General features: G+C 36.4%; 14 protein-coding genes. 7 read left to right on the plus strand and 7 right to left on the minus strand.

Translation table 11 applies throughout. The features are described from left to right. Nucleotide 1 precedes the first annotated feature (1 nt). The 3 genes from RIB54_RS17270 to RIB54_RS17280 all read right to left on the minus strand — a co-directional run bounded on the left by RIB54_RS17270 (nt 2) and on the right by RIB54_RS17280 (nt 1524). Nucleotides 2-343, minus strand: coding sequence for a PadR family transcriptional regulator (locus RIB54_RS17270; RefSeq protein ID WP_350102057.1), 342 nt, complete (start codon nt 341-343; stop codon nt 2-4). Between the two features lie 129 nt (nt 344-472). After that, the gene (locus tag RIB54_RS17275; RefSeq protein WP_350102058.1) at nt 473-745 is read right to left on the minus strand and encodes a TIGR03643 family protein; all 273 of its coding nucleotides are present in this window, start codon (nt 743-745) and stop codon (nt 473-475) included. Nucleotides 746-810: 65 nt separating this feature from the next. Then, the gene (locus tag RIB54_RS17280; RefSeq protein WP_350102059.1) at nt 811-1524 is read right to left on the minus strand and encodes an RDD family protein; all 714 of its coding nucleotides are present in this window, start codon (nt 1522-1524) and stop codon (nt 811-813) included. 137 nt (nt 1525-1661) lie between these two features. Here RIB54_RS17280 and RIB54_RS17285 point away from each other — a divergent pair, with 137 nt between their 5' ends. The 6 genes from RIB54_RS17285 to RIB54_RS17310 all read left to right on the plus strand — a co-directional run bounded on the left by RIB54_RS17285 (nt 1662) and on the right by RIB54_RS17310 (nt 7753). After that, a complete protein-coding gene (locus RIB54_RS17285; RefSeq protein WP_350068555.1) occupies nt 1662-2627 on the plus strand; it encodes a stage II sporulation protein M in 966 nt (321 codons plus the stop codon). Then, a complete protein-coding gene (locus tag RIB54_RS17290) occupies nt 2608-3576 on the plus strand; it encodes a DUF7847 domain-containing protein (protein ID WP_350102060.1) in 969 nt (322 codons plus the stop codon). The genes RIB54_RS17285 and RIB54_RS17290 overlap by 20 nt, the downstream gene beginning before the upstream one ends. Then, complete coding sequence (locus RIB54_RS17295) at nt 3560-4270, plus strand: hypothetical protein (protein ID WP_350102061.1); 711 nt, start codon at nt 3560-3562, stop codon at nt 4268-4270. Before RIB54_RS17290 ends, RIB54_RS17295 begins: the two co-directional genes overlap by 17 nt. Further along, nucleotides 4267-5442: a DUF4350 domain-containing protein gene (locus RIB54_RS17300; RefSeq protein ID WP_350102062.1), complete on the plus strand. Its 1176-nt coding sequence runs from the start codon at nt 4267-4269 to the stop codon at nt 5440-5442. The genes RIB54_RS17295 and RIB54_RS17300 overlap by 4 nt, the downstream gene beginning before the upstream one ends. Before the next feature lie 2 nt (nt 5443-5444). Then, nucleotides 5445-6419, plus strand: coding sequence for an AAA family ATPase (locus tag RIB54_RS17305; protein WP_350102063.1), 975 nt, complete (start codon nt 5445-5447; stop codon nt 6417-6419). Nucleotides 6420-6544: 125 nt separating this feature from the next. After that, entirely contained in the window at nt 6545-7753 is a 1209-nt protein-coding gene (locus tag RIB54_RS17310; RefSeq protein ID WP_350102064.1) for a DUF58 domain-containing protein, read from the plus strand. Nucleotides 7754-7909: 156 nt separating this feature from the next. On the opposite strand, the gene RIB54_RS17315 is transcribed toward RIB54_RS17310, so the two are convergent. From RIB54_RS17315 to rsfS, 4 genes are all read right to left on the minus strand, one after another. Continuing rightward, complete coding sequence (locus RIB54_RS17315; RefSeq protein ID WP_350102065.1) at nt 7910-8704, minus strand: hypothetical protein; 795 nt, start codon at nt 8702-8704, stop codon at nt 7910-7912. Next, on the minus strand, nt 8694-9479 hold the full coding sequence (locus tag RIB54_RS17320; protein ID WP_350102066.1) for a UDP-2,3-diacylglucosamine diphosphatase: 786 nt from the start codon (nt 9477-9479) through the stop codon (nt 8694-8696). Before RIB54_RS17320 ends, RIB54_RS17315 begins: the two co-directional genes overlap by 11 nt. 65 nt (nt 9480-9544) lie before the next feature. Continuing rightward, entirely contained in the window at nt 9545-11611 is a 2067-nt protein-coding gene (ftsH, locus tag RIB54_RS17325) for an ATP-dependent zinc metalloprotease FtsH (RefSeq protein WP_350102067.1), read from the minus strand. Nucleotides 11612-11661: 50 nt separating this feature from the next. Continuing rightward, nucleotides 11662-12033 carry a ribosome silencing factor gene (gene rsfS, locus RIB54_RS17330; protein ID WP_350066396.1) on the minus strand — a complete coding sequence of 124 codons (372 nt, stop codon included), beginning with the start codon at nt 12031-12033 and terminating at the stop codon, nt 11662-11664. A 40-nt stretch (nt 12034-12073) separates the two neighbouring features. Between rsfS and RIB54_RS17335 the strand changes: the two genes are divergently transcribed. Next, a complete protein-coding gene (locus RIB54_RS17335; RefSeq protein ID WP_350102068.1) occupies nt 12074-12823 on the plus strand; it encodes a biotin--[acetyl-CoA-carboxylase] ligase in 750 nt (249 codons plus the stop codon). The last annotated feature ends 81 nt before the right edge of the window (nt 12824-12904 follow it).

A 12904-nucleotide genomic window follows, 5' to 3' on the forward strand; every position in this document is an offset into this window, starting at 1 on the left:
CTTAATTTTTAGATGGTTTAACATTCCAGATAGCATCAAGGACAGAATTCACTTGGGACCATTGGGCTTGTTCCTGTGCTAATTCTTGTTTACCGGCCTCAGTTATTTCATAATATTTCCTTGGCCTGACCGAGTCATCTTCCATTACCCATTTAGAAACTATTAACCCATCTTTTTCCAGTCGATGAAGAACCGGATATAACATTCCATCTGAATATTTCATCTTACCCCCAGAAAGCTCTTTTATCTTTTTAATAATTAAATAGCCATAGCTATTTCCTTGTTTTAAAATTCCAAGAATAATGGGCTTGGTTGATGCCGCGGTCAAATTTTTTGAAATCATATTATATTACTTTTAATTCTATATACATAGAATAACAAAGTATAACGAGACAACAAATCAAAGGTTACATAGCGCCTTAATAATTTGTAAAAAGTATGGGTAAAATGAATTAGAGCTTTCCCGAGCGACCTACCGCTTGCTAATATTATTTAACGAAATGCTCTTTTGTCTGCTACATTTAAATCTTGAACCTTGCGCTTGATGTAGTTGAGTATGTTTGGTAGACCTGCCCTGAACTCTTTTCCGCCACATCTTAAAGCTTGATGGCTTCATGTTTGTCCTCATGATTTTTATAACCTCTTTTTCAGGAATCCCGAATTGACTTTCTATGGCATCAAAGGGTGTTCTGTCTTCCCAAGCCATTTCTATTATTCTGTCAATTTCTATATCTGAATACTGCATGATAGCCTAACAACAGAATAAACACAATGTTGAAATTCCTCTCTTACAACTTAAAGTATTTTGGTTTATCTGGAAGTTAGATATTGATAGTCCTTTACTACCATGTAAAGAAATTTAATAGGTGGCATATCTGTCTGAATATTCAAAAGGCCTTGTACCTTTTCTGATAATCTAATAGCCGGTTCGCGTATGGCGTTTTCCCTATTTGCCTCTAATGCCTGATTGATCAATCTAATTTGTTCAGGAGACAACTGAGTTACCTGAGGAAAAGTTACTACATAGTGCTCATCAGCCTCCAGGCTTTTAATTAATTCATGAGAGCTGACCTTTTTTACACTTTGCAATTTTACAACGGTAGTTCCTGCAGCCAGATCTCCCAACCTTTGGTTATTTTGAGTTAGCAATATTGAAGTTACTGCCACCCCTCCGTTAATAAAACTAATATCGATTATTCTTAACATCCACCGCAATAGATAGGCTCCTAATTCTGGTGGTGTTCCATCCAGTTTAAGCACCCTTATTTTCATCTGCCGCTTTCCAATTGACTGGCCATTAAAAAACACTTCAGAAGTTAAATGATAGAAGAAAATCGGCAAGAAAAAGACTATTGCAATCCAACCCGGGTCATTAAAAAAGGTGGCTAAAATATAGATGCAAATAATGACATAGGCTGCCATAATCAACCCGTCTAACAAAAATGCAAATATCCTGTCAGACAAACTTGCTGGTTGATAATTTATGTCTACATTTTGAGTAGTTCTAATATTGACAGTTGACATGATTATTTTATAAGCAAAATTCAAATTTAATAATCAAATAGTTATAGATTCACAAATTCATGTAAAATACTGAGAACTTTTTCTCAGACCTTATTTGACTATTCAGTTTGATCAACTGTAATTGGGACTATTGATCTATGAAGGAAGCTATATTCGTAAAGCAAAATATCGACAAGTGGAAAGAGTTTGAAGAAAGCTTATCATCAAACACAAAGATTGAACCTGACAGACTTGCTGACTTATTTATTCAGATTACGGACGATTTATCATTCTCCAGAACACAATACCCAAAATCAGAAACAACTGTATACCTAAATCAAATAGCCTCAAAGGCGCACGGTCAGATCTATAAAAACAAGAAAGAAGACAAAAAAAGATTTATCACCTTTTGGAAATATGAGCTACCTCAACTCTATTATTCGGCACACAAGCAGCTTTTATATTCTTTTTTAATCTTCATTGTTGCAGCATTAATTGGTTGTGTATCAGTGCTAAATGATGAAACTTTTGTAAGGCTTATACTTGGAGATAGCTATGTAAATATGACACTGGAAAACATCAAGGATAATAATCCATTGGCTGTTTATGGCAAAAGTGGTGAAGCAGATATGTTTTTCATGATCACATTTAATAACATCAGGGTTTCGTTTATGGCATTTGCAGCTGGTATATTACTGTCAGTTGGCACCGGCTACCTACTTTTTTCAAACGGTCTTATGGTGGGTGCATTTCTTACATTTCTTGCCAAAGAAGGGTTTCTCGCCCACAGCCTGCTGGTAGTTATGTTGCACGGCACCCTGGAGCTATCGGCTATAGTCATTGCCGGGTCAGCAGGATTTTTAATGGGCAATAGCATACTCTTTCCTAAAACCTATAGCAGAATTGAATCATTTAAAAAAGGGGCTAAGAATGGACTTAAAATTATAGTTGGCCTAATTCCCGTTTTTATTATGGCAGGGTTTATTGAATCCTTCCTGACCAGATATACTAAAATGCACTGGTCCATTCAATTGATATTGATCGGTCTGTCAGCCTCTTTTATTATTTATTACTTCATTATTTACCCTATTCAACTGAATCGTAATGCAACTAAAACAAATTGAACTTCATAAACAGCGTGACTTTGGGAGTAAACTGAATGTTACGATAGAATTTGTTAAAAGGAATTTTAAGCCGCTTTATAAAAGTATCATTTACATTGCCGGACCATTTCTTCTGTTAGGAAGTCTTCTCATGACTTCAGTTTTTAATTACTCATTCCAATCAATGGGCAATCCTACGGGCAAACCACCTGATGCCGATTTGTTTTTAAGTTTAGGTATTAAAGGTATTGGCTCTTTTGTATTTCTTCTTCTTGCATCTGTAGCGTTGATATCTGTGGTATATGAGTTTTTGAAACTCTATGAGAAAAAAGGAAGTGGTGCTATAGAAGTGGAAGAAGTATACGCAAAAGTAAAATCCTCCTTTTGGAATGTATTAGGAACAGTGTTTTTGTATGCATTGCTGATAATAGCCATTTACATTGCTCTATTGATCCCTGCATTTGCATTTGGAGCCTTAGGAGGTGCCTTTGCATTCATGATTGTTATAGTTGTAATGGTTGGCCTTGTTTATTTCTTTATTGCATCGTCTCTGATTTTCATTATCCGTGCCTATGAAAATGTAGGTTTTATAACTGCTCTAACCAGAAGTTTGAAACTTATTAAGGGGAAATGGTGGAGCACTTTTGGTTTATTATTCGTTATTGGTCTGATACAAGGAGTTGTGTCATCAATTTTTATGATCCCCTACTATGTCAACACAATAATATCTACCATGCACACTGTTGAAACTGGTGTTTTTCAAGAGCCTTCACAAACTTCCATTGTTATCAATCAAGTACTTCTATTATTATACTTCCTATTAAGTTATCTCATGTATGCTTTACCGTTGTTGGGCATTGCATTTCAATATTTTAACCTACGGGAAATGAAGGAAGCTGCAGGGCTGATTGATAAAATAGATGCTTTCGAAGATTTATCGAATGACAGTAAAGATGAGGATCATTATTAGAATCATATTTCTACTATTTATTCTTTCTCAGGCAACTATTTGTCTTGGGTTGCCTGACAGTACCCTTCAGGACAACACAAATATTAGTATCAGAAAATTTGATCAGGGTGCTATTTCAGATTATAAGGCAGATGAGGCCTTCAATTATGGCTATAAGCCTGTTGAAGGGCTTTCACTCTGGGACAGCTTTGTGCAATGGCTTGGTCGCCTATTAAGTGGCCTTTTTTATTTTGGGACCGAAACACCTATTGGTAAATATACTTTAATAGCACTTGCCGTTGCCATCTCTATTTATGCACTACTAAAAATTCTCAAAGTTAAAACCAACATATTCCATAGTAACAAGACCATTTACAAAGCCCAGGAAAATATTCATGATGAAAATATTCATGAACTGGATTTGGCAGCACTTATAGCGCAAGCTTTGAAGGAAGAAAATTACAGAAATGCCATTCGCCTTACATATCTGGCAGCACTTAAAGCGCTCTCCGACAAAGACCTTGTCAGGTGGATACCTGGGAAAACAAATAATGATTATCTGTATGAAATAAAGTCCTCAGAAATAAAATCAGGATTTAAAGATCTTGGCTACTATTTTACCTATACGTGGTATGGGAATTTCAAGGTTAACGAAAGTCATTATTTCAAAGTAAAATCAATTTTTGATGATTGGAATTCTAATGTGAATAAATGAAAGGCGAGCGCAAATACATATTCATATTGGTAGGCATAGCCTTACTTTACCTTATTGCAGAAATAGCAAGTCCTAAAAAAATAAATTGGACGGTAACGTTAAATGAGAATGACAAAAATCCGTTTGGCAGTTATTTAATAATGGAGAGGCTGCCAGACCTGTTTGATAATGTAGAGCATTCTTATCTTACTATTTATGAGTTAGCCGACTCTTTAGCAGGCAATTTGTTTATTCTTTCAGAAAGTTTTAGTCCCAGCGATGAGGATACCAAATCACTATTAAAGTTTATTTCAAAAGGCAACAATGCTTTTGTTTCATCTGAATATTTTGGCAAATCCAAACTTTTGGACACATTGGATTTAACAGTTAAAAACTTAATATTCGATCAAAATATAATCAATGGATTAACCATGGCGGACACCCTCCTTGTCAATTTTACAAATAGCCAGTTGAGGCACAATGCCGGTTATCCTTATGAAAAAAGCACCATTTCCAATTATTTTGAAGAGTTAGGCAGCAGCGTTGTTGTTGGCCAATTAACTACTGACGAGCCTGTTCTTATAAAATTAAAAATAGGTGAAGGCCATTTGTATTTATCCACTACACCACTAGCTTTTACAAACAATTACCTGTTGATTGAAGACAATAATGAATTTGTAAGCAAAGCAATGTCTTACTTGCCTAACGAAAAGCTCCATTGGACAGCATATTACCAAACTGGAAGGCTTGAATCCCAGACCCCATTGAGATATATACTTTCTAATGATTCACTAAGTATAACCTATTATCTAGTGATCATTTCCTTGTTGCTCTTCATAGTTTTTGAGGTAAAACGAAGGCAACGTATTATCCCAATAATAGAACCTCCAAAGAATACAACACTAGAGTTTGTAGGCACATTGGGTAATTTATATTATCAAAACTCTAATCATAAAAACATAGCTGAAAAGCGAATAGCCTTCTTTACTGAAAAAGTAAGGTCCAACTACTATATGAAAAATAAGGACTGGTCTGAAGAGTTCATGAATGAAGTAGCTCAAAAAACCGGTAATGATATAGGATTAACCAAAGCGCTATTTGCTCAAATAAGTAAAATAAGAAACAGCAGTTCTGTAGATGAAAGGGATCTTAATGAACTCAGTAAAAATCTGGATAATTTCAAATTTAATTGAACATGGAAAACGAATTCGAAAGTAGAATTGATTTAACCGAATTACATAATAGTGTAAGTGCCATCAAGGCTGAAATTGGTAAGGTAATTATAGGTCAGGAAAGAATGATTGAACTACTTATTACAGCCATATTAGCAGACGGCCATGTATTAATTGAAGGTGTGCCTGGTGTTGCCAAAACACTGACAGCAAAGCTATTATCTGGAGTGATTGATTCAGATTTTTCAAGGATTCAATTCACACCTGATTTGATGCCTTCTGACATCCTCGGTACCTCTGTTTTTAATATGAAATCCACGGACTTCGAGTTAAAAAAAGGCCCTATTTTCTCCAATATAGTTTTAATTGATGAAATCAACCGATCCCCGGCCAAGACTCAGGCTGCCCTCTTTGAGGTAATGGAAGAAAGACAGGTGACAATTGGTGGAGAAACAAACAAAATGGAGGAACCCTACCTCGTTATTGCAACTCAAAACCCCATTGAGCAAGAGGGCACATATAGACTACCTGAAGCCCAGCTAGACAGGTTTATTTTCAAGATATCGGTAGATTATCCAACATATGAGCAAGAAGTTGAAATATTAGTTGGTCATAATACACGTGAAAATAAAAGTGAACTGGCCGCTATTGACAAAGTTCTTTCTAAGGAGCAGATTATTGCATACCGTCAAAAAGTCTCACAAGTGCATGTAGAGAAAAACCTCTTAGAATATATTGCTAAAATCGTCAACAATAGTAGGTCTGATCATTCATTATATCTTGGTGCATCACCAAGGGCATCTGTGGCAATTTTAAAGACATCCAAGGCCTTTGCTGCTATCAATGGAAGGGATTTTGTTACCCCTGAGGATATAAAACAAATGGCTACTCCGGTAATGAGGCATCGGGTAATCTTAACTCCGGAAAAAGAAATGGAAGGGGTGCACCCAGATCAGATAATTGAAAGCTTAATTAACAATATCGAAATTCCGCGTTAATGTTTCGGGCCATAAAGGACATTTTTTTAAACACAAGGTTGTTTTATGCGATAGGATTCGTCTCATTAGTCCTTCTATTGAGTTATTTTTTCACTTTCCTTTTGCCTATAGGGAAACTGCTTCTTATGGCTTTAATAGTAGTTGTAATCACCGATATCATTCTACTTTTTAATGTGGCTAAAGGAATATTGGCTCATAGATTATTAGCAGATAGACTTTCAAATGGTGATGAAAATCTTATCAAACTGATTATTGATAATCGCTATAATTTTAATACTTCATTGACAATTATAGATGAGGTGCCCTTCCAGTTTCAGTATAGGGATCTCAAATTTAATATTAAGCTATCACCCAAAGGGAATGAAATTATAAAGTACAACTTAAGACCCGTTAAAAGAGGTGAATATGAATTTGGTCTAATAAATATATATGTATGCAGTCCTATTGGCTTAATATCCAGACGCTATCAACTTGATAAAAAAGTCACAGTTCCTGTTTACCCTTCATATATCCAAATGCGGAAATTTGAATTATTGGCTATTTCCAACCAATTAACAGCCATTGGGATAAAGAAAATAAGAAGGATTGGCCATAACATGGAGTTTGAACAAATCAAAGAATATACTGAGGGCGATGATTTCAGATCAATTAACTGGAAGGCTACCGCCAGGCATGGCGAACTAATGGTCAATACGTATCAGGATGAAAAGTCTCAGCAGGTATATTGTATCATTGACAAAAGTAGAGTGATGCAAATGCCATTTGATGGAATGTCCCTTTTGGATTATGCCATTAATACTAGCCTGGCCTTGGCAAACATTATTATCAAAAAAGATGACAAAGCCGGTCTGCTTACATTTCAACACAAGGTTGGAGCTCACTTAAAGGCCAGCGGCTCTAATAAGCAAATGCTTAAAATTTTAGAGACATTATATAATGAAAAAACAGCTTATAAGGAGGCTGATTATTCACGCCTTTATATTGACATAAAACAAAACATTAATCAAAGAAGTCTGCTCTTACTATTTACAAACTTCGAAACACGAAGTGCGATGAAAAGGCAATTGCCTTATCTACAAAAACTTGCCAGAGCTCATTTATTGGTTGTTATATTCTTTGAAAATACCGAAATGAGATCCTTGATTCATGAACCTGCAAGTAATACTAAAGGCATTTATTATAAAGCAATTGCAGAAAATCTGCACTTTGAGAAAAAACTTATAGCCCAGGAACTATCCAAACACGGCATTCATAGTGTGATATCGGCACCAAGCGAACTATCTATAAATAGTATAAACAAATACTTGGAATTGAAGTCGAGGGGAATGATATAAGTATCCAGAGTTTCGGGTAGGTAATGGCAATAAAAAAACTTCCCTGTAATTAACCTGCGAGAGCGCCTTAAGGGAAGTTTTTTCGAATCAATCAGAACTTGATATCTAAGGTCGCAGAATTGATGAAAGGTTCAATCCCCCAAATGGCGTGATTTTTTAATAATCACTTAAATTGGCCTTTTTAAGCCATTTTTTTGTTAAAAAAAAAGCTGAATTCTTAAAAATAACTACTTGATCCACTTCTGGTTCAAGTTTTAATTCTGATTGAGAATCATCATACAACCCTTTTATTATCAACCGATTGTCAATTTTGAAGTAGATTTTATCTCCCAGAAAGTTAAAATAAGAAATGCCTACAGTTTTTATAGTTCGAAGGTAATTGCCCAAATTATCAAATATTAAAATCCCTGATTTTTTATCACTTATAAATAACAGGTTTTGATATTCACGGATATGGGTTATTTCATAGTTGTTAGGGTTCAATATCAAATCAAATGGTCGTTCTATTTCTATTTGCGCATAGTTGATATTGTATTTTATCAAACCAAATTTTGCTAAGTCAATAAGCCAGAGGTTATTGTCTAAACTTACCGTTGCCAATCCCACATAGGACGAAATTTCCTTAATATCATACCTGTTGGCTGTAACCAGAAACCTGTCGAGAAAAGCATACTGCTGAAGTTGTTGATAGAAAACAAAAACCCTAAGTGGGTTCCAAGCCTCCAAAATTCCAATCTTGCCCTTTTGTACCGGTGAAAAGCGATCTGTTAGTTCCAGCTGAGTATTATATTTATCAACATTTCCGCTGTCATCACCAAGATAAATGGCGCCTTGCCTATCAACAGACACTTTATCGATATTGCTTACCTTAATACTATCAGTAACAACAAACTGCCCGGAGACATTAAAATGAATAATAAAAAGTAATATGAATAGAGAGCTAGCCTTCAAAGGTGAGTAAATCAAATTTGTCACCATCAAACACGCCATAAGTATTAAAATTAACCCACTCTCCTAAATTGAAATATCGGGCATTGGCCTCGCCCACTTCAAGGTTAAGGGGTAAATGTCTATGCCCAAAGATATAGTAATCGTGATGTTCATTTTTCTCAACATCTTTACTGTACTGCCATAGAAACTCGCGGTCTCCAAGAAATTTATCCTCCTCTTTTTTCTCATTACTCACCCGGCTGCTTCTCGACCAACGTGTGGCAAAACCAATACCTAAATTTGGATGGAACCTGGCAAATAACCAGTGCCAAAACTTCCCTTCGAAAATAAGTTTGAGAAATTTATAGGTATGGTCACCAGGGCCAAGACCATCACCATGACCGATAAGCAGTTTCTTATCACCTACAATGAGTTGTCTTGGCTCACGATACACTGGTATATCAAGCTCTTTTGGAAAGTAATCGAACATCCACATGTCATGATTACCAGTAAAAAATATTACCGGTATGCCAGCATCTTTTAATTCGGCCAATTTACCCTGCAAACGAATAAATCCTTTTGGAATAGCATGTTTATACTCAAACCAGAAATCAAAAATGTCACCCACCAAATAAATAGAATGGGCATCTTCCCTAATAGAGTCTAACCATCTCACTATCCTTCTTTCACGCTTCAGGCTTTCTTCCTTATTGGGCGCTCCCAGATGAAAGTCCGAAGCAAAATAAATCTTCTTGCCATCAAGTTTATCTACGCTACCAAGGTTGTCGAATTTCATAACCACTAAAAATAAAAAAATCAGACGCTCACACGCCTGATTCTTATCAATTTATTTTATTAAGCTTATTTAGTTTCTTCTTTATCAGAAGAATCACTGCTGCCAATTGAAGAACTATAAGTTGCTTCAGGCTCAGCTTTTACTTCAGCATCTACCTCTTTGGCTTGTTCAGCTTCTTTTGCTTTACCATTGGTATTGGTGAATGCCTGATATGAAGTTTGGTGTTCAAATGGTCTCTTACCAATTAATCTCTCCAAATCATTTTGGAATATAATTTCCTTTTCAAGAAGCTCCTTAGCAATCACTTCCAGCTCTGCTTTATGCTTACTCAGTAAATCCTTGGTTCTAATGTATTCACCATCAATTAGCTTTCTCACCTCAGCATCAATTGTCTGAGCTGTACTGTCAGAATATGGTTTAGTGAAATTGTAATCACTCTGCTTTGAGTCGTAGAACGAAACGTTTCCAATTTTCTCATTCATACCATAAACACTAACAATGCTATATGCCATTTTAGTAACTCTTTCAAGGTCACTCAATGCACCTGTAGATATCTTATTAAAGATAATTTCTTCAGCAGCTCTACCACCAAGTGCCATACACATTTCATCTAGTAACTGCTCCGTTTGGTACAGGAACTGCTCTTTAGGCAAGTATTGTGCATACCCTAATGCAGCAACTCCCCTAGGAACAATACTTACTTTCACCAAGGGATCAGCATGCTCAAGGAACCAGCCCGCTACTGCATGACCGGCCTCATGATAGGCAACAATCTTTTTCTCTTCTGGAGAGATGATCTTGCTCTTTTTCTCCAATCCTCCTATAACCCTATCAATAGCATCCTGGAAATCCTGAAGATCAACAGCTTCTTTATCTCTACGAGCAGCAATAAGGGCTGCCTCATTACAGACATTGGCGATTTCAGCACCTGCAAAACCAGGTGTCTGAGCAGCCAATTTCTTAGGATCAACATCTTTGGCCATTTTCAAAGGCTTCAAATGCACCTTAAATATTGCTTCTCTACCAACAATATCTGGTTTATCAATGCTTATTTGTCTGTCAAATCGTCCTGGTCTCATTAAAGCTGAATCCAGCACGTCTGGACGGTTAGTTGCTGCCAGAATGATTACTCCAGAGTCAGTAGAGAATCCATCCATTTCAACTAATAATGAGTTCAATGTATTCTCACGCTCATCATTAGAGCCTGGCATCTGCCCCCTTCCCCTAGATCGGCCAATAGCATCAATCTCATCAATAAACACTATACAAGGCGCCTTCTCTTTTGCCTGCTTAAATAGGTCTCTAACTCTTGCAGCGCCAACGCCCACAAACATCTCCACAAAATCAGATCCTGAGAGTGTAAAGAATGGAACACCAGCTTCACCCGCTACGGCTTTTGCCAATAATGTTTTACCTGTTCCGGGAGGGCCTACCAGTAATGCACCTTTAGGTATTTTACCACCAAGCTTAGTAAACTTACTTGGTGTCTTCAGGAAGTCAACAATCTCCTTTACCTCTTCTTTGGCTTCATCTAGTCCAGCTACATTTCCAAAAGTGATTTTTACTTTATTCTCAGCATCAAACAATGCAGCCTTGGATTTACCAATATTAAATATCTGACCTCCGGGGCCTCCACCACCAGTCATTCTTCTCATTAAGAACCAGAATCCAAATAACAGTAGAACTAAGAATCCCCAGTTCCACAACATACTGGTAAAGTCTGACTTGTCCTCTACCTCATAGTCCATTTGCTGGTCTTTAGGCAGTTTTTTCTGAAGCTCTTTATAGTTTTCAACAAAACTGTCTACAGAAGCAATTTTCAATTTGTAGTGCGGGCCTTCCGTTACACCAAAAGAGTTTTGGCTTTCCAACTCTGACTTATACTTGGCATTGTTCAAAGCCTCACCTTTCAATGTGATCTCAACATATTTTTGATTTGGCACCAGCACAACCCTGCTCACATCATTACTCATCACCATGTTTTCAAACTTGGTCATAGTAATGATCACCAGATTATTGGCTCCATTGAAGTAAGTAATCCCAAAAATTAAAGCTATTAAAGCGGCAATTATCCAAACCTGATAGTTTGGTCTTTGAGGTTTATTCGGTAATATTTTTTTCTTATCCGGCATCTCTTATTTGTTTCTCAATTCAACGTACAACGTTTCTAATAACATTTAGTTTAGGCTTCAACTGACACAATGGTAGCATCACCCCATAAATTTTCTAATGAATAAAATTCTCTTTTGTCCTTCTTGAAGACATGCGCCACTACATCAACATAATCGATAAGCAGCCATTCTTTGTTAGTCTTACCTTCTTGATGCCAAGGATTTTGTTTGAGCGATTTAAATACAACTTCATCGATTGATTCTGCTATGGCATCAATTTGAGTATCTGAAGATCCTGAGCATATGACAAAATAGTCTGCCACAGCATTTTTCACTTTCCTCAAATCCATAACAACAATATCAGAAGCTTTTTTTTCCTGCATCCCCTTTACCACCGCTTCACTTAACTTTTCGGAAGGAGTGAAATCCTTATTTACATCCATTCACTATCTTTGGTTAGACTTATCAAAATTACGAAAATACTTGTATAAAATTCTTGCCAAAACATTATTTGTAGGCAAAAAGCTCGTTTTCCTGCCATCTTGTCATTCAACAAATGAAGTAGCGAGCCAGATGCTAAAAGATGAAAAACTGCCAGAAGGCACTATTATCATTACTAACAACCAAACTGCCGGAAAAGGTCAGCGTGGTAATTCATGGGAAGCGCAGCCGGAGAAAAACCTGACTTTTTCAATGATTCTGAGACCTCAATTTCTAGCAGCTAATGAGCAGTTTCAGCTTAATATGTCCATATCATTGGGTATTCTGGATTTCTTAAACCAATATAAAAACGGCTTCCTAGTGAAATGGCCTAATGATATCTACTATCATGAACAGAAAATAGCAGGAATTCTAATACAAAATAACCTGAAAGCCAGCAATATAGAAACGAGTGTAGTAGGTATTGGCCTTAATATTAATCAAGAGGATTTTTCGCACCCTAGAGCCACTTCATTAAAACTTGCTACCTCAAAAGAACTGACACTACAAGATTCACTTGACCAACTAGGGAGTTGCTTAGAATCAAGGTATATACAACTTAAAAAAGGTGATGCTGCCGCACTTAAAATTGAATATTTAAATCAAATGCTTGGTTTCTGTGAAGACCGACTTTTTAAGGCAGATGAAATCTTTAACGGCAAGATTACAGGGATAGACAAAGACGGTCGTTTAGAAATTGAAACCTCATCCGGACTTAGGTATTTTGCCTTTAAAGAAGTTGCTTTTCTATAATTTCTACCGCTAGTGGAAAAATACAATAATCGCCAGTAACATTGGTTGCTTCACTAAATATTTGATGCCATCTTTATTCAA

The organism is Fulvivirga sp. (genome assembly GCF_040218215.1).
In the GTDB taxonomy this organism is placed as follows: domain Bacteria; phylum Bacteroidota; class Bacteroidia; order Cytophagales; family Cyclobacteriaceae; genus Fulvivirga.